General features: G+C 67.0%; 15 protein-coding genes. 8 read left to right on the forward strand and 7 right to left on the reverse strand.

All coding sequences use genetic code 11. From position 1 onward, the window contains the following. The 3 genes from G398_RS20225 to xseA all read right to left on the reverse strand — a co-directional run. Positions 1-223: leucine zipper domain-containing protein (locus tag G398_RS20225; protein WP_157492301.1), on the reverse strand; the 223-nt coding region annotated here is incomplete at its 3' end. An 84-nt stretch (positions 224-307) separates the two neighbouring features. Beyond that, positions 308-3,070, reverse strand: coding sequence for a serine/threonine-protein kinase (locus tag G398_RS0106085; RefSeq protein ID WP_026852935.1), 2,763 nt, complete (start codon positions 3,068-3,070; stop codon positions 308-310). A gap of 368 nt (positions 3,071-3,438) precedes the next feature. After that, entirely contained in the window at positions 3,439-4,749 is a 1,311-nt protein-coding gene (gene xseA, locus G398_RS16640) for an exodeoxyribonuclease VII large subunit (RefSeq protein WP_043483953.1), read from the reverse strand. A gap of 195 nt (positions 4,750-4,944) precedes the next feature. Between xseA and G398_RS0106095 the strand changes: the two genes are divergently transcribed. From G398_RS0106095 to hsdR, 3 genes are read left to right on the forward strand one after another with little or no spacing between them, the layout of a single operon-like run. Beyond that, a complete protein-coding gene (locus G398_RS0106095; protein ID WP_026852936.1) occupies positions 4,945-6,399 on the forward strand; it encodes a class I SAM-dependent DNA methyltransferase in 1,455 nt (484 codons plus the stop codon). Beyond that, positions 6,396-7,604 (forward strand): restriction endonuclease subunit S, encoded by a 1,209-nt coding sequence (locus G398_RS20230; protein WP_084512093.1) that lies wholly within the window; start codon positions 6,396-6,398, stop codon positions 7,602-7,604. Before G398_RS0106095 ends, G398_RS20230 begins: the two co-directional genes overlap by 4 nt. A gap of 13 nt (positions 7,605-7,617) precedes the next feature. After that, positions 7,618-9,930 carry an EcoAI/FtnUII family type I restriction enzme subunit R gene (gene hsdR, locus G398_RS0106100; RefSeq protein ID WP_026852937.1) on the forward strand — a complete coding sequence of 771 codons (2,313 nt, stop codon included), beginning with the start codon at positions 7,618-7,620 and terminating at the stop codon, positions 9,928-9,930. Positions 9,931-10,156: 226 nt separating this feature from the next. Here the strand turns inward: hsdR and G398_RS0106105 are convergent, their stop codons facing one another. Together G398_RS0106105 and G398_RS16645 are read right to left on the reverse strand one after the other, a co-directional pair. Then, the gene (locus G398_RS0106105) at positions 10,157-10,879 is read right to left on the reverse strand and encodes an NAD-dependent epimerase/dehydratase family protein (RefSeq protein WP_026852938.1); all 723 of its coding nucleotides are present in this window, start codon (positions 10,877-10,879) and stop codon (positions 10,157-10,159) included. Beyond that, complete coding sequence (locus tag G398_RS16645) at positions 10,876-11,430, reverse strand: RrF2 family transcriptional regulator (protein ID WP_052571572.1); 555 nt, start codon at positions 11,428-11,430, stop codon at positions 10,876-10,878. Before G398_RS16645 ends, G398_RS0106105 begins: the two co-directional genes overlap by 4 nt. 209 nt (positions 11,431-11,639) lie before the next feature. On the opposite strand from G398_RS16645, the gene G398_RS0106115 reads away from it, so the two are divergent. Next, positions 11,640-12,407 (forward strand): hypothetical protein, encoded by a 768-nt coding sequence (locus G398_RS0106115; protein ID WP_157492302.1) that lies wholly within the window; start codon positions 11,640-11,642, stop codon positions 12,405-12,407. 30 nt (positions 12,408-12,437) lie between these two features. On the opposite strand, the gene G398_RS0106120 is transcribed toward G398_RS0106115, so the two are convergent. Next, on the reverse strand, positions 12,438-14,396 hold the full coding sequence (locus tag G398_RS0106120) for a diguanylate cyclase domain-containing protein (protein ID WP_026852940.1): 1,959 nt from the start codon (positions 14,394-14,396) through the stop codon (positions 12,438-12,440). Between the two features lie 125 nt (positions 14,397-14,521). On the opposite strand from G398_RS0106120, the gene G398_RS0106125 reads away from it, so the two are divergent. The 4 genes from G398_RS0106125 (at position 14,522) to G398_RS0106140 (ending at position 22,895) form a co-directional block, all read left to right on the forward strand. Further along, complete coding sequence (locus G398_RS0106125; RefSeq protein ID WP_026852941.1) at positions 14,522-17,824, forward strand: S41 family peptidase; 3,303 nt, start codon at positions 14,522-14,524, stop codon at positions 17,822-17,824. Positions 17,825-17,992: 168 nt separating this feature from the next. Then, on the forward strand, positions 17,993-19,618 hold the full coding sequence (locus G398_RS0106130) for an L-lactate permease (protein WP_026852942.1): 1,626 nt from the start codon (positions 17,993-17,995) through the stop codon (positions 19,616-19,618). 117 nt (positions 19,619-19,735) lie between these two features. Then, complete coding sequence (locus tag G398_RS0106135) at positions 19,736-20,881, forward strand: glycerate kinase (RefSeq protein WP_026852943.1); 1,146 nt, start codon at positions 19,736-19,738, stop codon at positions 20,879-20,881. Positions 20,882-21,026: 145 nt separating this feature from the next. Further along, the gene (locus G398_RS0106140) at positions 21,027-22,895 is read left to right on the forward strand and encodes an aldolase/citrate lyase/malate synthase family protein (RefSeq protein WP_026852944.1); all 1,869 of its coding nucleotides are present in this window, start codon (positions 21,027-21,029) and stop codon (positions 22,893-22,895) included. Here G398_RS0106140 and G398_RS19400 read toward each other — a convergent pair. Then, positions 22,873-23,730 (reverse strand): hypothetical protein, encoded by an 858-nt coding sequence (locus tag G398_RS19400; RefSeq protein ID WP_157492304.1) that lies wholly within the window; start codon positions 23,728-23,730, stop codon positions 22,873-22,875. The genes G398_RS0106140 and G398_RS19400 overlap by 23 nt on opposite strands. Between the last annotated feature and the right edge of the window lie 118 nt (positions 23,731-23,848).

Below are 23,848 nucleotides of genomic sequence, written 5' to 3' on the forward strand. Positions count from 1 at the left end.
CGGCTGCCTCGGTGCGGGTCGGGGCGCGCAAAGGCCGGCTGGAGCGGTCATCCAACCCAGACCGGCCCTCCTTCCTGAATCGGGCCAGCCATTTGTAGGCAGTCCGGACGCTGATCCCCGCCGCCTGGGCCGCTGCCTGGACGGTCATTCCCAGGCACCGGACACGCCGGATCAATAACGCTCGACTTCGTGGACAGGTCTTTGCTGAACTGTGGAGGTTCATCCGGGTTGCCTCTGCGAAAGCCGCTGTGTGGTAACAACAGCTTCCCAGCTCAACCCGGATGAACAACCTCCTTGGCAGTTACAGCTAGCGCAGCGCGGCCTTCAGCTCGCGGACGATCTCCGGCGCGTGGATGCGGGCCCCGTCGAGGGCCTTGGCGAAGAGCAGCTTCGCGTCGTCTGCCCGGCCCTCGCTGCGGGCCAGCCAGGCCTGGGCGCGGAGGATGTAGGGCGTCTCCTCGGTGGAGAGGGCGCGGCTGCGGTCCAGCAGGGCGCGGGCCATGCCCCGCCGCCCCTCCCGGGCCATGCACTCGGCCTCGGCCGCCACGCAGTGGGTCTCCATGAGGGTGTCCTTGAGCTCCTGGTGGAGGGCCATGGACTGCCGGTAGAACCCGCGGGCGGCCTCGTAGCGCCCGGCATCGCGGCTGATCTCCCCCAGGTTGTAGAGGGCGGTGGCCTCCATGGGCTTGAGCTGGGTCCTGCGGGCCTGCTCGAGGCACTGGCGCTCCAGCATCTCCGCGCGGTCCAACTCGCCTCGGGCCTGGGCCACGCTGGCCAGGCCCATGATGGTGTAGACGAGGCCGTTCTGGTCGCCGATGGCCTCGCGCAGGGACTGGGCCTTGCGGAAGAAGGCCTCGGCGCGGTCCAGCCCGCCCTCCTGGGCCAGGGCCAGGTCCCCCAGGTTGTTGGTGATGAAGGACTCGCCCCAGCGGTCGCCATAGGCGCGCACGGTCTGGAGGGCGCTCTGGTAGCGGGCCTCGGCCTCCTTCAGGTGGCCGTGCTCCTTCTCCATCACCGCGAGGTTGTTGAGGGACCGCGTGGCGTTGAGCCGGTCGCCCACCTGCTGGTACAGGGCCAGGGCCTTCTGGTATTCGGCCTCCGCCTCCGCCGGCTTGTGCTGGCGCTGGAAGTTCACGCCGCGGGTGGCGCGGATGCCGGCCTCGAAGCCCGCCTCTCCCATGGCCTGCGCCAGGTCCAGGGCCTGCTGCCCGGACAGCTCCGCGGCCTCCCACAGGCCCCGGTCCCCGTAGCGGATGGCCAGGTGGTGGAGCGCCTTCATCTCGTGGACCCGGTCGCCCTGGGCGCGGGCGGACCAGCGGGCCCAGTGGAACACGGGCTCGGGGGGCGCGTCCGCCAGGCGGCTGAGGCACTGGGCGTAGCCCAGGATGGCGGGAGTGAGGCCCGGGGCCTTCATGGCGGCGGCCTGGAAGGCGGGCGCCGCCTCCTTGAACGCGCCCTTGTCCATGAGCTCCGTGGCGCGGGCATAGGCCTCGATGGCCTCCTCCGGCATAACCGGCAGCACCAGCCTGGACATGGAGGACAGCGGGTCCACGGCCTTCATGAGATCCGAGACGACCTTGCGGGCGATGGGCAGCGAGACCGCCGGGCTTCCGCCCTTCTCCGCGGCAGTCCCGGACCTGCGCACCTTGCCGCTGGCATCGCGCAGCTCGTAGGTCAGCACCAGGGTGCCGCCATCACCGCGGGCCAGGGTACCCCGCAGGATGACCTGGGCGCCGAGGGCCGCGACGAGGCTGGCCTCATCACTGGGGCCGAGCGGTCCCTGGGCCGGCAGGTGCAGCGCCGTCCGGGCCCGGCCCAGGTAGCTCCCGTCGATGGGCGCCAGCCGGGGCAGGCCGCGGAGGGAGCCTTCGATCAGCTCGGGGAGGATCCTCTGCACCATGGAATCAAGCCGGGGATCCCCCGTGGTGTTGGCGAAGGGCAGGATCGCCAGCCGCGCCGGATGCTCGCGGACGAGATCCGCGATGATGCCCCGGGAGCTGAACCAGTTCAGGCCCGCCGCCAGCGCGAGGGCGCCGAGGATCGAGGCGGCCACCCAGCGCAGGGCGCTGCGGGGGCGCAGCAGGTGGGCGAGGCGCCGGGCCACCTGCCCGGCGGTGGGACGCTTGAAGGGGTGGGCCTCCAGCATGGAGAGCAGCAGCTCCGAGACCCCCGACGGCAGGCCGCGCACCTTCAGGTCCCGGTGGTTGCCCTGCACGATGGCCACCATGCGCGCCCGCCCCTCCCCGGGGAAGGGGTGCTCCCCCGCGAGCAGCTCCCAGGCGAGGATGCCCAGGGAGAAGATGTCGCTGGAGGAGCCCGCGGCCTGGCCCTGGATCTGCTCCGGGGAGGCGTAGCTTGGGCTCCCCATGAACGTCCCCGCCTGGGTGAGCTTGTCCCAGGTGCGGTTGCCGGAGGGCTCCTCGCAGGGGGCCCCCTCCTTCGCCCGGCCCGCCTCCTCCAGGGCCTTGAGGGTGGCCGGGGTTGGCACGTTCGAGAGCGTGGTGCGCGGATATTCGCCGGAGATGGGGGCCCGGGTGGAGTCCGCCAGCCGCGCCAGGCCGAAGTCGAGCACCTTCACCTGGAGCTTCCGCCCGTGGCCCTGGGCCACCATGATGTTCCCGGGCTTCAGGTCGCGGTGGATGATCCCCTTCCGGTGCGCGGCCTCCAGGGCCTGGGCCACGCCGCTGATCACCTGGAGCTTTCCCGCCACATCGAGCTCCGGGGCCACCTGGTCCAGGGTCCGGCCCTCGATGAGCTCCATGGCGATGTAGGTGCCGCTGGCGTTCTCCATCCAGTCGTGCACCTGGCAGACGTTCGGGTGGTTGAGCTGGGCCAGGGCCAGGGCCTCCCGGCGGAAGCGCTCTGGCGCCGTGGCTTCGCGGTCCGGGCCCGTCCTCAGGGACTTGAGGGCCACGCTGCGCTCCAGGGTGGGATCCCAGACCTGGTACACCTCGCCCATGCCGCCGGTGCCCAGCAGGGCCTCCACCCGGAAGCGCCCGATCTCGGTGCCCGGCTCCAGGATCCGCCTCCGGTGGAAGGGCGCGGGCTCGGCAATGGGTTCATTGGACATCATGGCACCGGCAATTTTTTTTTACGGTATCACGCGGCCGGGCCCTGGGCGCGCTCCGGACACCCTGGAAAGATCACCACGAAGGGCACGAAGATACCCTTCCGGGCATGAAAAGAGCACGAATGGCCCTCGACCCACCGCGACATCCCTTTGCGGGCGGCGGCCGTGGCGACCTCTGGAAGCCGCCCGAGACCGCCGCCCGCAAAGCCGGTCGCGCAGCGCGCGCCCGGGGGCCGAAGGCCTGGATGTCCTGGGCCGGACGGGGGGACTGCCTTCGTGCCTTGGCCTGCCCCTTCGTGTCCTTCGTGGAGTCTCTTGACCTTCACGATCAGGCTGGGGCTTGCCGATCATGGGCCGGCTTTCCAGGCCTACTCCAGCCGGGCCTTCCGCTCGCCGTCGCGCCAGCGCAGGCGCAGGGAGGCTCCCGCAGGCTGGGCCGAGGCCGTGGTCACCGGGCGCCCCTCGGCATCCAGGGCCAGCACGAAGCCCCGCTGGAGGGGCCCGGCGGGATCCAGGCCCCGCAGCCGCTCCGTCAGCACCGCCAGCCGCTGGTCGCGGACCTGGAGGCCCCGCAGAGCCGCCGGGGCCAGGCGGCGCTGCGCCTCCCGCACCCGGGGGAGGTCCAGCTCGCCGGCGGCGCGGCCCGCGGCCTGGCCCAGGCGGTGGCGCAGGAGGGACAGCCGCGCCCCCGCCGCATCCAGGCCGCGGCTGGGGTGGGCCAGGGCCAGGCGCTGGCCCAGGGCCGCCAGGCGGGCCATCGGCGGCGCCAGGGGCTCAGCCCGCTGCAGGCCGTGGTCCGCCAGCAGGTTCAGCGTGGTCTCCAGGCCACGCAGGCGCCAAGCGGTCCTGGCCGTCAGGGCTTCCACCCGCCGCCGCAGCTCCGCGCCCAGGGCCGCGCGGTCCGGCGTGGCCAGCTCCGCGGCCTGGCTGGGCGTGGCGGCGCGGCGGTCCGCGGCCAGGTCCACCAGCGTGGTGTCGATCTCGTGGCCCACGCCGGTGATGACGGGGATGCGGCACTCCGCCACAGCCCGCACCAGCTCGGGATCGTTGAAGGCCCAGAGGTCCTCCAGGCTGCCGCCGCCCCGCACCAGCAGCAGGGCCTCACAGCCCCAGTGGGGATCCTGCAGCTCCTGGATCGCCAGCAGGGTTTCGGGCACGCACCGCTCGCCCTGGGCCGCCGCGGGCGCGATGAGCAGGTCGATGCCCGGCGCGCGGCGGGCCGTCACCTGCAGCACATCGCGCAGCGCCGCGCCGCCCAGGGCCGCCACGATGCCGAGCCGCTTCGGAAAGCGGGGCAGGGGGCGCTTGGGCCGGTCGAAGAGCCCCTGGGCGCGCAGATCCGCCTCCAGCGCCCGCAGCCGCGCCTGCAGGTCGCCCACGCCCGCGGGCTCGCAGTGCGTCACGGCCAGCGTGATCGTCCCGCCCGCCACGTAGAGGTTCAGGCTGCCCTTGAGCACCACCCGCTGCCCGTCCGCCGGCTTGTGCTGGAGGAACCGCTGCTGGCTGGCCCACACCGCGCAGGACAGCGCCGCGCCCTCCTCCTTCAGCGTGAAGTACCAGTGCCTGCCCGAGCCCCTGAAGTTCGACACCTCCCCCACCACGCACACCGCCGAGAACGGCGGCTCCAGCCGGGCCTTGACCTGCTCCAGCAGCCGCTTGACGGAGAGAGGGGCGTCCATGCAGCCATGATCGCATAGGCACCGTTCCTGCTAAGGCCGGGCGGCTCAATGGACGCGATGTAACCAAGGGGGCCAGAAACAATCGATACCGTGACCAAGCGCCCAATCAATTCCGCCCCTGGTAGGTTCTTCTTACCGCCGGATGCACTCAGCGCCTTGCTACATCTCGCTTCCGCCCCTGGAGTGAACCGCCCCATGTTTGAGCAGACCTTCAAGAACATCGACGACATCCTGCGCAAGGACGCGGGGTGTACCAGCGAGCTGGACTACACGGAGCAGTCCTCCTGGCTGCTGTTCCTGAAGTATCTCGATGCCCTGGAGCAGGACAAGGCCACTGAGGCGGCCCTGGAAGGGAAGGCCTACGCCTTCATCCTCGACAAGCCCTATCGCTGGGGAACCTGGGCCGCGCCGAAGGGCAGGGATGGGAAGCTGGATCATAACGCCGCCCTGACCGGCGACGACCTGCGCGACTTCGTGAACCTGAAGCTCTTCCCCTACCTGCACGCCTTCAAACAGAAGGCCAGCGGGCCGAACACCACGGAATACAAGATCGGGGAGATCTTCGGGGAGATCAAGAACCGCATCCAGAGCGGCTATAACTTGCGCGAGGTCATCGACCTGGTGGACGAGCTGCGGTTCCACTCCCAGAAGGAGAAGCACGAACTCTCCCACCTCTACGAAGCGAAGATCAAGAACATGGGCAACGCCGGGCGCAACGGCGGCGAGTACTACACGCCCCGGCCCCTCATCCGGGCCATCATCCAGGTGGTGCAGCCGAAGATCGGGGAGCGCATCTACGATCCAGCCCTGGGGTCGGCGGGCTTCCTCTGCGAGTCCTTCGAGTTCCTGAAGAAGAAACACGGGCTCACCACTGCGGATCTGACCACCCTCCAGAAGCGCACCTTCTACGGCAAGGAGAAGAAGAGCCTGGCCTATGTCATCGGGATCATGAACATGATCCTGCACGGCATCGAGGCCCCCAACATCATCCACACGAACACCCTGGCCGAGAACCTCGCCGACATCCAGGAGAAGGACCGCTACGACATCGTGCTGGCCAATCCGCCCTTCGGGGGCAAGGAGCGCCAGGAGGTCCAGCAGAACTTCCCCATCCGCACGGGCGAGACGGCCTACCTGTTCCTCCAGCACTTCATCAAGAGCCTGAAGGCCGGGGGCCGGGCGGGCATCGTCATCAAGAACACCTTCCTCAGCAACACGGACAATGCCTCGGTGTCCCTGCGGAAGAAGCTGCTGGAGGAGTGCAACCTCCACACGATCCTGGATTGCCCCGGCGGCACCTTCCAGGGCGCGGGCGTGAAGACGGTGGTGCTGTTCTTCGAGAAGGGCGTGCCCACCCAGAAGGTCTGGTACTACCAGCTTCAGCCGGGCCGAAACATGGGGAAGACCAACCCCCTGAACGATGAGGACCTGGCCGAGTTCCTGGCCTTGCAGAAGACCCAGGCTGATTCCTCCAAGTCCTGGTCAGTGGATATCAAAGACATCGATAAGGCCACCCTCGATCTGTCCACGAAGAACCCTAATGGAGGAGAGGAAATCGCGCTGCGCAGTCCCGAGGACATCCTGGACGAGATCGCGGCCCTAGATGCGGAGAGTGCTGATGTGCTGGCAACCATCCGGGGGTTGTTGTGAAGGAAGGATGGAAGATAGCCACCCTTGGTGATGTGTTGGCCGTGCTAAAAAATGGCGTGAATTGTAAGCAGGACAAGAGTGGTCAGGGCCAAAAAATATCTCGCATTGAATCAATTGCAGCGGCCACATTCGACATGAGCCGTGTTGGCTACGCATCGCTGAGTGAAGCCGATAGGAAGAAGTATCGCCTAGAGAAGGGTGACATTCTCTTTAGTCATATCAATAGTGCAATCCATGTCGGGAAGACTGCCACCTTTGATATTGATGAGGATGTCTACCACGGCGTCAATCTCCTACTGATGCGCCCAAAGCCTGAGGTTGCTTCGGGTTTTCTGAATATGTACCTCAAACATCTTTTTGAAATGGGCTACTGGCGGACCAGATGTAAGCAATCGGTGAACCAAGCTAGTGTTAATCAGCAGGACATCAACCGTGTCCCAATTCGGTATCCCCAAAATCACTCTGAGCAACGGCGCATAGTCACTATCCTTGATGAAGCCTTAGAGAACATAGCCACAGCCAAGTCCAACGCCGAGAAAAATCTTCAGAATGCCCATGAGGTTTTCGAAGGTCATGTGCGTTCCATGTTCTCTCGTTTGTCTCCCGTTTCGGAAGATTTGCAACTTGGGGAATTATGTGAATTTGTCAGAGGCCCATTTGGTGGAAGCCTCACGAAATCCAATTTCGTCTCGGATGGTTATGCCGTCTATGAACAACAGCATGCAATTTATGATCAGTTCGATGAGGTCAGGTACTTCGTTGGCGAGGCAAAATTCAATGAAATGAAACGATTTGAACTTCACCCAGGCGAACTCATTATGAGTTGTTCTGGGACGATGGGGCGCGTGGCAATCGTGCCAAAAGGAATTCGAAAGGGGATTATCAACCAAGCATTGTTGAAGCTATCACCTATGCCTAGTGTCTTGAATTCATACCTGAAATATTGGATGACAAGTGAAGGTTTCCAGAATGCATTGAGTGAATATTCTGGTGGTGCTGCAATTCAAAATGTAGCCTCTGTGAAGGTATTGAAGGAAATTAGAGTCCCACTTCCTTCATTGGAAGAACAGTCCAAGGCTGTCGAGAGTATTGACTCAATGTTTACTGAAATTGAACGCCTTGAAACCCTTTATCAACAAAAAATAGAAACCCTGGGAGATTTAAAGCAGTCCCTCCTCCACCGTGCCTTCAACGGCGACTTGTGACAGGGCTAAGACCTTGAACGAAGCCGAAACCCGCGCCGAGCACATCGACCCCACATTGAAAGCGGCAGGGTGGGGTGTGGTTGAGGGCAGCCGCATCCTGCGGGAATACGGCATCACCCAGGGGCGGCTCCAGGGTGGCGGCAAGCGGGCCAAGGCCGAGATCGCGGACTATGTACTGGTCTATCGCAACACCAAGCTGGCCGTGGTGGAGGCCAAAGCCTGGGACAAGCCTTATACGGAAGGCGTGGGCCAGGCCAAGAGCTACGCCGCCAAGCTGGCCGTCCGATTCACCTACGCCACCAATGGGCAGGCCATCTACGGCATGGACATGGCCCTGGGGCAGGAAGGGGATGTGCCCGCCTTCCCCAGCCCCGATGAACTCTGGGACTGGACCTATGCCGAAGCGAATGCCTGGCGAGACCGCTTCGCCGCCGTGCCCTTCGAGGACAAGGGCGGCTCCCACCCGGGCCGCTACTACCAGGACATCGCGGTCCAGCGGGTCCTGGAAGCCATCGCAGCCGGGAAGGACCGCCTCCTACTCACCCTGGCCACCGGCACGGGCAAGACCTTCATCGCCTTCCAGATCGCCTGGAAACTCTTCCAGAGCCGGTGGAGCCTCAGCGGGGAACCCACCCGGCGACCCCGCATCCTCTTCCTGGCGGACCGGAACATCCTGGCGAACCAGGCCTACAACGCCTTCTCGGCCTTCCCGGAGGACGCGCTGGTCCGCATCGCCCCCGATGAGATCCGCAAGAAGGGCAAGGTCCCAAAGAACGGCAGCATCTTCTTCACCATCTTCCAGACCTTCATGAGCGGCGCCGGTGACACGCCCTATTTCGGGGAGTATCCGCCCGACTTCTTCGACTTCATCGTGATCGACGAATGCCACCGGGGCGGGGCCAAGGACGAGAGCACCTGGCGGAGCATCCTCGACTACTTCACTCCGGCCGTGAAGCTGGGCCTCACCGCCACGCCCAAGCGCACGGACAATGTGGACACCTACGCCTACTTCGGGGAGCCGGTGTTCGTCTATTCCTTGAAGGAAGGCATCAACGATGGCTTCCTGACGCCCTTCAAGGTGAAGCAGATCAGCACCACGCTGGATGAATATGTCTACACCCCGGACGACATCCTGCTGGAAGGGGTGGCCGAAGAAGGGAAGCGCTACACCGAGTCGGACTTCAACCGGATCATCGAGATCAAGGAGCGCGAAGACTATCGGGTGCGGCTCTTCATGGACCTGATCCACCAGGATGAAAAGACCCTGGTGTTCTGTGCCAGCCAACCCCACGCCCTGGCTGTGCGCGACCTCATCAACCAGGTGAGCCGCAGCACCAACCCCCTCTACTGCGTCCGGGTCACGGCCAACGATGGGGCCTTGGGTGAGCAGTACTTGCGCGACTTCCAGGACAACGAGAAGACCATCCCCACCATCCTGACCACCTCCCAGAAGCTATCGACCGGGGTGGATGCGCGGAATGTCCGCAACATCGTCCTCATGCGTCCCGTGAACTCCATGATCGAGTTCAAGCAGATCATCGGGCGGGGCACCCGGCTTTTCGAGGGTAAGGACTACTTCACCATCTACGACTTCGTGCAGGCCCACCATCACTTCAGCGATCCGGAGTGGGACGGGGAACCCGAGGAGCTTGAAACTGAAGATGGAGAAGGCCCATCGCGGCGGGTGGAACGGGCGGCCCCCGATCCCAAGCCCGAGGGGGAGGAGCCTGAACGGAAGCAAAAGACCCGCATCAAGTTGGCGGACGGGAAGGAACGGACCATCCAGCACATGCTGTCCACCACCTTCTGGAGCGCGGACGGGCGGCCCATGTCGGCGGCGCAGTTCCTGGAGAACCTGTTCGGGGCCCTGCCAGCCTTCTTCAAGAACGAGGCCGAGCTGAGGGCCATCTGGAGCAAGCCCGACACCCGGAAGGCCCTCCTGGCGGGGCTCTCCGACCAGGGCTATGGCCGGGACACCATGGCCGAGATGCAGCGGATCATCGAGGCCGAGAACAGTGACCTGTTCGATGTGCTGGCCTATGTCGCCTTCGCCCTGAGCCCTCGGACCCGCGAGGCCCGTGCCAACCAGGCCAAGGTCCTCATCCACGACAGCTACTCCGACAAGAAGCGTGCCTTCCTGGAGTTCGTCCTGGCCCAGTATGTGAAGCAGGGCGTGGACGAACTCGACCAGGAGAAGCTCTCGCCCCTGCTCAAGCTGAAGTATCACGACGCCATTTCCGATGCCGTGGCGGACCTGGGAAGCGTGGAGGAGATCAGGGATGCGTTCACGGACTTCCAGCGGTATCTATACGATTCTGCTGTTTGATCAGGTGACAGGTCGAATCGGCTCTGGCCCGTCATTCTGCACATTTCCCACTGCTGAGCCCACTTCATAGGCCTCCAACCCGCTGGGTGGCTCACCCCATCTGGACCTGCTCACGAACCTCGGCATGCTCAGCCGCGTGGACACTTCCGAGGGCCCCCGCTGGTGCCGGCCCCAGGGCGTTGGGGGCCTGAGACCGGCGAGCGGGTCGGGGTCTTACCTGGCCCGGCTAGGCCAGCCGGAACCCCGGCACCCAGCCGAAGGCGGCCTTGGCTTTGGCGATGGAGGCCACGCCGTCGTCCTCGGTGATGTTGTAGATGCCGGGCTCGCCTGCGGTCATGGCGCGGCGCGCGGCGTCGGCGGCGTCGTCCACATGCAGGGGGCTGCCTTCGGGCGCGGTGTCGAAGCCGGTGCCCGGGCCGTACAGCTTGCCGTAGCGCAGCACGATGCCGGCCAGGGGCGCGGCCAGGACCTGCCGTTCGAGGCTCAGCACGGCCTGCACGGTCTCCAGGTAGTCGGGGACGTCCAGCAGCAACGGCGCGTCCTCGCGGTAGGGCACGGGCCCGGCCGCGTAGACGAAGCCAAGGCTCTGGGCGATCATCCGCTTGGCGCCGGCGGCCACCGCCGCGGCCACCAGGTTGCCGGTGCCGACCTCGCGCAGGCGCGCGTTGCGCACCAGGGCCTCGGTCATCAGCGCGGGCTCCAGCGCCGGCGGCAGATCCGTGAGCTGGTGGACGACGACCTCCGGCTGGGCCTTCACCACGGCCTCCCGCAGGGCCGCGGCATCGAACACATCCACCACCACCGGGGCCACGCCCAGCTCGCGCAGCAGGCCCACCTTGGCCTGGGATCGGGTGGTGCCCGTGACCTTCCAGCCGTCCTGCACCAGCAGCCGGCAGAGGCTGCGTCCGATGGCCCCGGTCGCACCCGCGACGAACACGTTCTTGCTCATGACTGGACTCCTTTGGGGTTGTGGTCTGGATCGGATTGGGCCCCGCGGCGCGCGCGCCGCTGGGTCTGGAACCACTCTGCGGTTTCGTCTGCGAAGGTCTTCGGTGTCTTGCAGCTCAGCTCGCAGGCGAGGTCGGCGATGGTCTTCGACGCCAGCACCTCCTTCAGCTTCCGTTCGGCCTCCTGCATGAAGGCGTGGATCCGGCAGGAGCCTGCGATGGCCCACCCGGGCGTGCGTTCCTCGAACAGGGCGCAGTTCTGGCGGATCTCGGCGCAGGCGAAGAGGGCGCGCTCCGGGTCCACTGCCTCGAGCACCTCGAGGACGGGGATGTGTTCCGCAGGCCGGGCCAGGGTGAAGCCGCCGGAGATGCCCTCGGTTCCCAGGACGATCCGCGATGCTTTGAGGCGGGAGAAGATCTTGGCGAGAAAGCGCTCGGGAAGTTTCTGGTACCTCGCCAGGTCCCGGACGCTGACGGGCTCTTTCCGGGAAGCGAGGATCAGCAGTGAGTGAAGGGCATATTCGGCCCCGGCCCCGTACAGCGCTGACGTCATACTGACACCTCACGAGTGCTAGTTTGATCGAACGCCCCTGTTCGTCAAGGCCTTTCTGGATCCAGCGCTGTTCCTGGTGGTCGGCCTGGTCTCGCCGGAAAACCAGAGAACCGCCCAGGTGGACAGACTCTGTCCATTGTCCGGGTGTAGGGTGATCATGCTTGATCTCCGGGTCATCATTCTCTTCTCCACGGCGGAGCCCCATGAACATGAAGTCGTCCCTTCTTCCGGTCGCCGGCCTATCGGCCCTCCTCGCTTGCGGGGGCGGGGGCGGCGGCAGCAGCACTCCCGCGCCCGCACCCGCACCGCCGCCCTCCGCCGGTGCCTTCGAGGGGCCCTGGACGGGCACGCTGCGGTCCACCACGGGCGCGACGGTGACGGCCACGGCCCTGGTGCTGTCCTCCGGGGAGATGCGCTACGTGGCCTCCAACGGCATCCAGGCGGTGGGAACAGTGGCGGCCAGCGGCAACGCCGCCACAGGCTCGGGCACCCTGTACGCCCCGTACGGGTACGTCTTCCCCGGCAATACCACCTCCACCGCGTTCTCCCTCAGCGGATCGGGGATCGCCAGCACCACCCTGTCGGGCAGCTACACGAGCGCCTACGACAGCGGGACCTTCGCCTTCGCCTACAACGCCGGAGCCAAGTACGCCTCGCCCGTCATCATGGCGAACGTGGCTGGAACCTACACATCCACCATGACCAGCTCGGGCTACCCCATCAGCGGCCGACTCACTTCCACCGGGGCCCTGAGCGGATCAGACGTCTTCGGCACCCTGAGCGGCACGCTGACCGCCGTGGATCCCGCCAAGAATGCCTTCCGCGTGAACGTGGCCTACACGCCCACCGGCCAGGCGGCCCGAGCCTATTCCGGATTGGCCTTCTTCGACTTCAGCTACTCGCCGGTGCGGCTGGAAGTTCAGGCCACCGGTGCCGCCGGCCAGTTCGCCGCCGAGCTGCAGCTGGTCGGGCCCTGAGGTCACGCCTGCTGGGGCGCCGGTCGGGAGTCAGGTCTCGCCGGGCGGCGTCGTCCCCTGGCCACCGGGGGCGGCCTGCGCGAACCGGAAGCCGTTACGCCCGGACTGCTTGACCGTGTACATGGCCTGGTCCGCGGCGGACTGGAGGGTCGGCGCCGAGGCCCCGTCCGCCGGGTACATCGCGATGCCCAGGGAGAGGCCGATGGTGCAGGTGAGCGGCCCCAGCTCGAAGGGGCGGCCCACGGCCGCCACCATGGCTTCCGCGACCCGCAGGACGCTCTCGTGGTCCTGGACATCGAGCAGCACCGCCGCGAACTCATCCCCGCCGAGCCTGGCCAGGGTGTCGGCCTGGCGGAGGCAGGCCGAGAGCCGCTGGGCGACCGCCACCAGAAGGGCATCCCCGGCCTCATGCCCGTGCGCGTCGTTCACGGCCTTGAACCTGTCCAGGTCCATGTAGAGCACGGCGAAGCGGCTCTGCCTCCGCTGCGCCTGGACCAGGGCCTGTTCCAGGCGATCCTTGAAGAGGGCGCGGTTGGGGAGGCCCGTGAGGGGATCGTGCTGGGCCATGTGCTCGAGCCGGTCCTTCAGGTCCTTCAGCTCCGCGATGTAGGCCTCCCGCTCGGCTTCCAGCCGGTTCCGCTCCGTGACATCGCGGGTGACCCCCTGGAAGCCGAGGAGGCGCCCCTCCTCGCTCCAGACGATGCGCCACTGCGCCTCCACCTGGATCTCCCGTCCATCCTTGCAGGCCACGGTCGCTTCGAAGAGGTCATGTTCGAAGGGCTGGGAACCCGGAGCGAGGTTCCGCGCACCGGTGACCCGCTCGAGGATCTGCCGGATGGAATGATCCGTGAGGGCCCGGCTGGAGGACGGGAGGGCCAGGAACTCCTCCGGCGTCCAGCCGCGCTGGCGCAGGATGGAGGGACTGACGTAGGTGGGGCGGCCTTCGGGATCCAGGGTCCAGATCACGGCCGTGGTGTTCGCGGCCAGTAGGCGGTATTTTTCTTTTTTCGCCTCGAGGGCGGCCTGGGCATCGAGGTGGCGGAGCCAGGCCGATCGCGCCTGCCAGCCCAGGGCGAGGGAGAAGCCCACCGTCACCAGGACGGCGAAGGCAGCCAGGGCTGCCTGGTGGCGCCAGGGCTGGAGGTAGTCCCGCTCGGCGAGGCCCACCAGCAGCAGCAGGGGGTAGGAGTCCATGCGCAGCAGGGTGTAGGTGCGCCGCTCCTCGTCGAGCAGGGACTGGGTGGAAAACTGGACCGAGGGCTTTTCCGACCGGGCCGCTGCGAGGTAGGGGCCCGTGAAGTCCCGGTTTCCGATCGCCAGGTCCGGGCCGTTCTGGGCCGGGTGCCGGGCGAGGAGGCTGAAGTCGTTGGCCCGGAGCGATACGGTGCCGAGGGGGCCGACATCCACCTGGGCCAGGTCCTGGTTGAACCGTTTCAACGGGAGGATCGCGATGGCGAGGCCGCCGGCCGCTTCGCCGGGGCGCTCCCAACTCCGGGCCAGCAGGAGGTGCCAGGCGCCGTCTGAGCCCATCTGGATGGGGGAGGAAAGCAGGAGCCGGGGGGCCGCTTCCTGCTTGGCGAGAAGGGCGAAGGCCCGGCCCACCGGATCCTCCCCGCGAAAGCTCAGCTTCGTGCCCGCCAGGAGCCTGCCCTGGCCATCGGTGAGGCTCAGGCCGTCGAGGACCCCGGCCCGCCTCAGCTGATTCCGGGCGAATGCCTCCAGCCGCGGCCCGTCGGGATCGTGTTCGGCTTCGTCGACCAGTGCCAGGACCGCGAGGTCGATCCGCTCCAGGGTGGAGGCGATGTTCTCCTCGACCACTTCCGCCAGGTTGTGGGTCTGGACTTCGGCCCGTTCCTGGTAGTGGCGCCGGTTCTGGGCCAGGAGCCAGATGGAGGCGGCGATGACGGCCAGGTTGAAGGCCAGGATGATTCCGCCCGCCCACTTGATGAAGGTCGAGGGCTCGGGGAACCGGATTCTCAAGGTGCGCATGACTGTCCCTGCACGATCCATTGGCCAAGCGGGAGGGTTCAATGAATTCCAACCGTGAGGAAGGGGGTTGGTCCTGGTATTTTACATCGTAATACAATACTTCCAACTCCCCACGAGGTGAACCGATGCCCGGACGACCCTTCCTCCTCTCCAGGCTGGCCCTGGCCCTCGCCCTGGCGGGCACGGCCCAGGCCCAGACGAAGCTGCTGCGCTTCCCGGACATCCACGGGGACAAGGTGGTGTTCACCCACGGCGGCGATCTCTGGAGCGCCCCGGCCGCGGGCGGCACGGCCATGCGGCTGACGGCGCACCCGGGCCTGGAGCTGTTCGCGAAGTTCAGCCCCGACGGGAAGTGGATCGCCTTCACGGGCCAGTACGACGGCGACGAGCAGGTCTACGTCATGCCCAGCGAGGGCGGCATCCCCCGCCAGCTCACCTTCGATCCGGCGGCGGGACCCCTGCCGCCGCGGGGCGGCTACGACCACCAGGTGGTGGGCTGGACGCCGGACGGCTCCAGCGTGCTGTTCCGCGCCGCCAGCGATGCCGACGGGGTGCTGAGCCGCACGGCCCTCTACACCGTGAGCTTCAAGGGCGGCCTGCCCCAGAAGCTGCCCATGCCCACAGCGGGCCCCGGCACCTTCTCGCCGGATGGCAAGCGCCTCGCCTACGCGCCCATGTTCCGGGACTTCCGCCACTGGAAGCGCTACCAGGGCGGCTGGGCGCAGGACCTCTACGTCTTCGACCTGGCCACGAAGCAGCAGAAGAAGGTGGCCGCCAGTCCGCGCACGGAGCGCGATCCCATGTGGATCGGCGACAAGGTCTACTTCGCCTCGGACCGCGGCGGCACCCTGAACCTGTACTCGGTGGACCCGGCCACGGACGCCGTGAAGCAGCTCACCTTCCAGAAGACCTGGGATGTGCGCTGGCCCTCCAGCGACCGCCAGTCCCGCATCGTCTACGAGCTGAACGGCGAATTGCATGTGTTCAACGTGAAGGACGGCAGCGACAGGGGCCTTTCCATCACCGTGCCCACGGACGGCGGCGCCTCGCGGCCCTCCCGCATCAGCGTGGAGAAGAACATCGAGGGCTTCGCCCTTTCGCCCAAGGGCGAGCGCGCTCTCTTCGTGGCCCGGGGCGAGGTGTTCACCGTGCCCATCGAGAAGGGGCCCGTGCGCAACCTCACGAACAGCTCCGGCGCCCACGACCGCCTGGCCCGCTGGTCGCCGGACGGCAAGACCATCGCCTTCATCTCCGACTTGAGCGGCGAGGACCAGGTCTACCTCGTGGCCCAGGATGGCAAGGGCAGGCCCGAGGCCCTCACCAGCGGCCTGGTGGGCCAGCTCAACAACCTCGTCTGGGCCCCGGATGGCAAGCACCTGGCCTTCACGGACAAGGACGGTGTGGTCTACGTCCTCGGCGCGGCCGACAAGAAGCTCGCGAAGGCCGCCAAGGATCCCTTCGCCCGGGTGGGCGACCTGGCCTGGTCGCCGGACGGCCAGTTCCTGGCCTTCTCCCTGGCCAACCTGAACGGCACGCGCAGCCTCCAGGTGTGGGGCCTGGCGGACCAGCAGCTCCACCGCCTCACCGGCGAGCTGTTCACCGCCACCGAGCCCACCTGGGACCCCGAAGGCAGGTACCTCTACGCCCTCAGCCGCCGCGACTACGCGCCCCAGATCAGCAACCTGGAGTTCGACTACGCGGGCAACCGCAACACGGACCTCGTGGCCTACACCCTGCGCAAGGACGTGGCCCATCCCTTCCCGCCGGAGAGCGACGAAGTGGGCGCAGCACCCGAGAAGCCCGCGCCCGAGAAGAAGGAGGAGGGCGGGAAGAAGCCCGAGGAGGCCAAGGCCCCGGCCCCGGTCCGCATCGACTTCGACGGCTTCGAGCAGCGGGGCGTGCGCGTGCCGGTGCCCGCGGACAACCTGGGCGGCCTGGAGGCCGTGAAGGGCTTCCTGCTCTACAGCAAGAACCAGCCTTTCGTGTACGGCGAGGCCAATGGCCGGCGCCCCGGCGGGAGCAGCCTCTGGATCTTCGACCTGAAGAAGCGCCAGGAGAGCGAGCTGCTGCCGGAGGTACAGGGCTGGACGCTGAGCCAGGACGGCGCCAAGCTCCTGGCCCGGGCCGGGCAGGGGCCCGCGGCCTCGTACCAGCTCCTCGACGCCAAGCCCAAGGCCGCGGAGAAGAAGACAGTCTCCACCAAAGACCTCTACGTGGACCGCATCCCCGCGGAAGAGTGGCGCGAGGTCTACGACGAGACCTGGCGGCGCTTCCGCGACTTCTTCTACGTGAAGAACATGCACGGCTACGACTGGAAGGCCCTGCGCGAGCAGTACCGCCCCTGGCTGCAGCATGTGACCCACCGCTCGGACCTGACCTATGTCCTCACCGAGCTCATCTCCGAGCTGAACATCGGCCACACCTACACCGAGGGCGGCGACCAGTTCCTGCCCGAGCGCGCCAAGGTGGGCCTGCCCGGCGCCCGCTTCGAGCTGGACGAGAAGGCCGGCCGCTACAAGCTGGCCCGCATCTACCGGGGCCACAACGAGGAGCCCAAGTACCGCAGCCCGCTGACCGAGCCCGGCGTGGACGCCCGCGAGGGCGACTACATCCTGGCCATCGACGGCGCGGAGCTGAAGGCCGATGACTGCCCCTACCGGCTGCTGCGGAACAAGACCTACCCGGTGACGCTCACCCTGAACGCCAGGCCCAGCTTCGAGGGCGCGCGGCAGGCGACCTACCAGCCCATCCAGAGCGAGGCCAGCCTGCGCTACCTGGACTTCGTGCTGCGCTCCAAGGAGACCGTGGACAAGCTCAGCGGCGGCAAGGTGGGCTACCTCCACATCCCCGACATGGGCGCCCCCGGCCTCTACGAGTTCATCAAGTGGTACTACCCCCAGATCCGCAAGGAGGGCCTGGTGGTGGATGTCCGCGCCAACGGCGGCGGCAACATCAGCCAGATGATCCTGGGACGGCTGGGCAAGAAGCTGCTGGGCACCCGCTTCGGCTATGCGGGCGAGCACCCCACGACCTACCCCTCCACTGTGTTCCACGGGCCCATGGTGGCGCTCACCAGCGAGACCAGCGCCAGCGACGGCGACATCTTCCCCTACCACTTCCGCTTCGCAGGCCTCGGGCCCCTCATCGGCAAGCGCACCTGGGGCGGCGTCGTGGGCGGCGGCAACTCACCGCTCATCGACGGCGGCAGCGTCTTCGTGCCCCAGTCCGGCACCAACGCCCCCACGGGCGAGTGGATCATCGAAGGCGAGGGCGTGACGCCTGACATCGAGGTGGAGAACGATCCGGCCTCCCTGCTGGAGGGTCACGACCGCCAGTTGGAGCGGGGCGTGCAGGAGGTGCTGAAGCGCATGGCCGAGAAGCCCATGCACCTGCCGAAACGGCCTGCGGATCCCGTGAAAACCAAATAGGTCTGGTGGTCCGACCACGACAATTCGAGCCGATAAAATCCATTTCGAGGCGTGACATTGCAAGGGCCTGGGTCCATGGGATTCAGGCCCTTGTGTCCAAAAAAAGGTTTTGGCTTGGTGGTCAGACCGACCCCAGATACTGTTTGGCAACCGATTCGGAGGTCGACAATGTTTTTGAGCATCCTCGCAGCCACGCTGCCCCTCATCGTTCTGCTCATCGGCATCCCGCTGCTGATGAAACCGGCGGCGAAGGTGGCGCCCATCGCCCTGCTGGTGACGATCCTCGCGGCGATCCTGGCCTTCCACTTCCCTGCCAAGACGACGGTGCTGGCGGCCTTCCAGGGCGGCCTCACGGGCATCTTCCCCATCATGTACATCCCCTTCGGCGCGCTGGTGGTCTACAACGTGCTGAAGGCCACGGGCTGGATGGACAAGATGCAGGGCGCCATGGCGAACCTCACCGTGGACCGCCGGGCCCAGGCCCTCCTCATCGCCTTCGGCTTCGGCGCCTTCCTCGAAGGCATCTGCGGCTTCGGCGCCCCCGTGGCCATCCCCGCCAGCATCCTCATCGGCCTGGGCTACAACCCCATGATGGCCGCCCTGGTGTGCCTCGTGGCCAACACGGGCCCCGTGCCCTTCGGCTCCCTCGCCATCCCCACGGTGACCCTCGCCAAGACCACGGGCCTGGACGTGATGAAGCTCTCCCAGATGACGGGCCGCTTCATGGCGCCCCTGGCGCTGATCATGGCCTTCGCCACGGTCTACGCCATGTCCAAGTCCAAGGGCCTGAAGGGCGCCCTGGGCACCATCCTGGTCTCCGGCCTCAGCTTCGCCATCACCGAGTTCCTCGTCTCCAACTTCATCGGCGCGGACCTCACCTCCGTGCTGGCCGGCCTCGTCTGCCTCGTGGCCACGGCCATCTACCTGAACTTCCAGAAGCACGCCCAGCCCTGGCTCTTCGAGGGTGAGGCTCCGGCCACCGGGGAGCGGCGCGAGTTCCATCCCAAGGAGCTCTTCCTCTCCTGGCTGCCCTACCTGCTGCTGGCGGTGCTCGTCATCGCCGTGAACCTGCCCAAGACCAAGCCCCTCTTCAGCGGCGCGGCGGCGGGCTGGAGCTGGGTGGTCGTCAAGGCCCAGATCTACAACCCCGGCAAGCTCTATGCGTTCACCTGGCTCCAGAGCCCCGGCACCATCATGCTCATCGCCGGCCTCATCGCCTTCCCCTTCATGGGCATCAGCTACGGCGTGATGGGCGAGCAGTTCGGCAGGACCTTCAAGCAGATGATCCCCTCCTTCATCGCGGTGGCCAGCATCCTCGCCATCGCCGAAGTGATGAACATGGCCCTGCCCATCGTGGACCCCAAGACCAAGCTGGCCGTGGTGGGCGACCTCGCCACCAAGCAGATCTCCATGGTGGCCACCATGGCCAACGGCATCGTGGCCCTGGTGAGCAAGCACGTGTACCCCTTCCTGAGCCCCCTGTTCGGCACCCTGGGCGTGTTCCTCACCGGTAGCAACACCTCCGCCAACGCCCTCTTCGGCAACCTGCAGAAGCTCACCGCCCAGGGCATGGGCCTCTCGGACATCCTCATGGCCTCCGCCGGCAGCGCCGGAGCCTCCGCCGGCAAGATGATCTCGCCCCAGAGCATCGTCATCGCCGCCACCGCCGTGGGCCTGGCCGGGAAGGAAGGCCTGATCATGCGCCAGACGATCAAGTACACGATCCCCTACGTGATCCTGCTGGGCCTCATGGTCTTCGCCTTCGCGTTCATGGCCCCCGGGCTCGTTCCCTGAGCTGAAGCGTAAAGATCACCACCAAGACACCAAGGCACCAAGAAAAGAAAAAAAGCAGTTCTTGGTGTCTTGGTGTCTTGGTGGTGAAGATTTTCCTGAATGAATGAGGATTGATCCATGCGCATCATCGTGGCTCCGGATTCCTTCAAGGGGAGTGTGTCGGCCCTGGGCGTGGCGGAAGCCATGGAGCGGGGCATCCATGCGGTTTTCCCCGAAGCGGAGGTGACCAAGGTCCCCATCGCGGACGGCGGTGAGGGCACCGTGGAAGCCCTGGTGGCCGCCACGGGCGGACGCCTCATGCACTCGGACGTCCGCGGGCCCCTGGGCGAGCCCGTGCGGGCCCACTGGGGCATCTCCGGCGACGGCGGCACCGCTTTCATCGAGATGGCCTCGGCCTCGGGCCTGCCCCTGGTGCCCAAGGACCGCCGGGATCCCCGCATCACCAGCACCTTCGGCACCGGCGAGCTGATGAAGGCGGCCCTCGACGCCGGCCTGCGCAAGCTCGTCATCGGCATCGGCGGCAGCGCCACCAACGACGGCGGCACGGGCATGGCCCGGGCCCTGGGCGCGCGCTTCCTGGATGCCGAAGGGCGCGACCTGCCCGAGGGTGGCGCGGCTCTGGCCCGTCTGACCCGCATCGACCTCTCTGGCCTGGACCCCCGCCTCGCCGAGGCCAGCGTCCTGGTGGCCTGCGATGTGGACAACCCGCTCTGCGGCCCCCGGGGCGCCTCCGCCGTCTACGGGCCCCAGAAAGGCGCGACGCCCGAGATGGTGCGGGAACTCGACGCGGCCCTCGGCGTCTTCGCGAGCGTGGCCCAGACGGCCACGGGCCGCGACATCGCCCTGCTGCCGGGCGCCGGCGCCGCCGGCGGCCTGGGGGCGGGCCTGCTTTTCTTCACGCCCGCCAGCCTGCGCCCCGGCGTGTCCATCGTCCTGGAGACCACGGGCTTCGAGGCCCTGGCCCAGCGCGCGGACCTGGTCGTCACCGGGGAGGGCCGCACGGACTTCCAGACGGCCATGGGCAAGGCGCCCGTGGGCGTGGCGGCGGTGGCCAAGCGGCACGGCGTGCCCGTGGTCTGCATCGCCGGGGGCCTGGGCGACGGGGCGGACGATGTGCTGGGCCACGGCATCGACGCCCTGGCCACCACGGTGCCCCAGCCCATGACCCTGGAGGACTGCATGGGCCAGGGCGCCGCGCTCGTCGAAGCCGCCGCTGCCCGGGCCTTCCGCCTGGTGAAGGTGGGCATGGCCCTGCGGCGATGAACCTCGATTGACAGCCAGGGACGCTGTGATTGACATGCGATTGACACGCACACCTGTTTGACAAGCCCCGCTTCCGGTGGAAGCACCCCCCGATCCGCCAGAATGGATGCATCCGTCCGTGCCGTTTCCCCCATGGAGACCGACCATGACCCTCGAATTCCGCGACGCCGTCCTGTCCGCCTACCCCGATGTCTACACGCCCGAGGTCCTGCGCGCCCTGGAGGCCCTGGCGCCCCTGGACGACCAGCGCCGGGAGCGCATGGCCGCGCGCCTGGTCCGGCGGAAGCAGCGCGCCGGAGCCGCTGAACGCATCGGCTTCCTGGATCCCGCCTCGAAGGTTCCCGGCAAGCCGTTCACGGTGGCGGACGCCCGCGCCGGCAACTTCGACGGCGCCGTGATCCCGCCGGACCTCCAGCGCCAGTGGATCCAGGGTACAGGACCGGCCACCAAGCCGCGCTCCGACACCCGCTCGGGCATCCGCAACGTGGCCTACGCCCTGCTCTCCGGCGCTGACGGCTGGATGTTCGACGGCGAGGACGCCCTGGGCCAGGTGGACACCATGTCTCTGGACAACCACCGCAACCTCAAGCTGGCCCTCGCCCGGGATCCGCTGTTCCTCGCAGTGGCCGAGGAGGTCAGCCGCGAGATGAACCAGTGGGCCAAAGGCTTCTTCGGCCGCCCCATCATCGAGGACTGGCGCAAGCAGCTGGACTTCACCACGGTCATCTACCGCGTGCGGGGCCTGCACCTGGAGGACCGCCACCTCCGCCGGAACAGTCACGGCTTCTCCGCCTCCATCGCGGACATGGCGCTCTACGTGGTGAACAACCACGAACGGCTCCGCGCCGCGGGCCGCAGCATCGTGCTCTACCTGCCCAAGACCCAGACCGCCGAGGACGCGGCCCTCTTCAACGCCATGCTGGTGGCCCTGGAGGAGCACCTGGGCCTGGAGGTGGGCACCATCAAGTGCTACGTGCTGGTGGAGCAGCTGGAGCAGTGCTTCCAGCTCATGGAGATCCGCGCGGCGCTGGCGCCCCACTTCGTGGGCTTCAACACGGGCCGCTGGGACTACATCAACAGCGTCTCGGACGCCCTGGCCTGGGACAAGGCCTTCGTGAACCCCGACATCAGCGCCATCACCATGACCTACGGCTACATGCGGACCTACGAGGACCGGGTGCGCCGGGCCATGAACACCCCGGACCGGAACGGCCGCTTCGCCCTGTGGCAGGGTGGCATGGAGCCCAACATCCCCGTGGGATCCGAGGCGGGCGTCACCGCCAGCATGAAGCGGGCCGTCGCCGGCGCCGAGCGCGAGCAGCGCGAGGGCGCCTCGGGCAAGTGGGTGGCCCACTGGAAGATGGTCCACATCGTGCGTCCCGTCTGGGAGAAGGTGGGCCAGGAGAACCAGATGGGCCGCGCCTTCCCGGCCCTCACCTACGGCCCCGAGGACGCCGCCGGGCTCATGCGGCTGGAGCCTGCGCCCCGCACCATCGCCGGGGCCCGCGACCTCCTCTCCGTGGCCCTCCAGTACGGCAACGCCTTCCTGCGGGGCTTTCAGGCCGCGGCCCTCAAGCCGGCGGACTTCTTCGGCAACGACGACGTGCTCTACCTCATGGAGGACATGGCCACGGGCGAGATCCGCCTCTCCATCCTCTGGGAGTGGCTGCACAAGGGCGCGGTCTTCACCGAGGCCGACGCCGCCACGGGCACGGCCGTGGGCGACCCGCTGACGCCGGGCCTCTTCGCCCGTCTGCTGGACGAGGAGTACGCCAAGCTCCGCAAGGCCGGCAACCGCGATGTCCACGATGACTCCAAGGACACCACCCTTCCCGTGGCCCGGGCCATCGTCCAGGCCTACGTGAACAGCCCCGTGAAGGCGCCCTGGTACGTGGACCTGCTGAACCTGAACCTCGGCGTGGAGCGCCTGGCCGAGGCCGAGAAGCGCATCGCCACCTTCCTCGAGACGTTCGGGAAAGACGGCACCCGGATCACGGAGAACCTGGACTTCTGAGAACCTGGTCCTCCTTGCCGGGAAAGTGGGTCTTGGCGCACTCAGGGCACATGCCGTGGGTGAAGGATGCGTCCGTGTGCTTCGCCACGTAGTCCTCCACCTGGGTCCACAGTCCCTCGTCGTCCCGGATCTTCTTGCACCAGCTGCAAATGGGCAGCAGGCCCTGGAGGGTCCGGATCTCGGCCAGGGCCTGCTCGAGCTGTGCGTTCGTGTGCTTGAGCCCCTCGCGCTCTCGGTTGTAGGCAGCCAGCACGATCCGGACGACGAGGATGCACGCGAAGGTGCTCACCACGAAGCTCGTCATGAGATCCCACTGGCGGTCGAGCGGGCTGAAGTAGGGGACGACGAGGGCCGGAAACACGCGCTCCAGCCACAGCAGCGCGAGTCCGTTCAGGATGAATGCCACCAGGTACAGCCACCGGGCCAGGCTCTGGAAGAAGATGTTCAGCACCAGGACTCCGCTGAACATGAACATGCCGATGCTGCCATGTGAACCCGCGTTCATGAACCAGCTGAAGTCGAGCAGCAGCACCACGAGTCCCACGAAGGTGTTCATCGCATGCACGCCGCGCATGGAGGCCCGGTACAGCACATAGGCCAGAACGCTGAAGATCAGCAGGGCGAGGTTCAACCGGAGGGGAAGGCCCTGGAGGTAGTTGGCCGGGATGACGATGAACAGCGACAAGAACGCCGTGGCCAGGCATGTCTTCCGGAACAGGCCGATCTCCATGGGGGATGAATCGTCCAGGGGGAACAGCCTGGACACGAGCTGGCTCAGCCTGCGGATCATGCGGATGCCTTCGGGAACGGCGACGCCACCAAGGCGAGGGAACACGTTCTCCTGCCTCATGATCGACAGATTGGTCCCCGGACTACAACCTTGATGAGCAGGAATATTCATGCCCGGCACGATGTGCCGTCAGTGAAAAAGGTGCACCTTCAGGCCGCCGTCC

The organism is Geothrix fermentans DSM 14018 (genome assembly GCF_000428885.1).
Lineage (GTDB): Bacteria > Acidobacteriota > Holophagae > Holophagales > Holophagaceae > Geothrix > Geothrix fermentans.

Coding starts and splice junctions, on each gene's coding strand:
- G398_RS0106085 (WP_026852935.1), bottom strand. CDS start 3,070: ATGTCCAATGAACCCATTGCCGAGCCCGCGCCCTTCCACCGGAGGCGG.
- xseA (WP_043483953.1), bottom strand. CDS start 4,749: ATGGACGCCCCTCTCTCCGTCAAGCGGCTGCTGGAGCAGGTCAAGGCC.
- G398_RS0106095 (WP_026852936.1), top strand. CDS start 4,945: ATGTTTGAGCAGACCTTCAAGAACATCGACGACATCCTGCGCAAGGAC.
- G398_RS0106105 (WP_026852938.1), bottom strand. CDS start 10,879: ATGAGCAAGAACGTGTTCGTCGCGGGTGCGACCGGGGCCATCGGACGC.
- G398_RS16645 (WP_052571572.1), bottom strand. CDS start 11,430: ATGACGTCAGCGCTGTACGGGGCCGGGGCCGAATATGCCCTTCACTCA.
- G398_RS0106115 (WP_157492302.1), top strand. CDS start 11,640: ATGAAGTCGTCCCTTCTTCCGGTCGCCGGCCTATCGGCCCTCCTCGCT.
- G398_RS0106120 (WP_026852940.1), bottom strand. CDS start 14,396: ATGCGCACCTTGAGAATCCGGTTCCCCGAGCCCTCGACCTTCATCAAG.
- G398_RS0106125 (WP_026852941.1), top strand. CDS start 14,522: ATGCCCGGACGACCCTTCCTCCTCTCCAGGCTGGCCCTGGCCCTCGCC.
- G398_RS0106130 (WP_026852942.1), top strand. CDS start 17,993: ATGTTTTTGAGCATCCTCGCAGCCACGCTGCCCCTCATCGTTCTGCTC.
- G398_RS0106135 (WP_026852943.1), top strand. CDS start 19,736: ATGCGCATCATCGTGGCTCCGGATTCCTTCAAGGGGAGTGTGTCGGCC.
- G398_RS0106140 (WP_026852944.1), top strand. CDS start 21,027: ATGACCCTCGAATTCCGCGACGCCGTCCTGTCCGCCTACCCCGATGTC.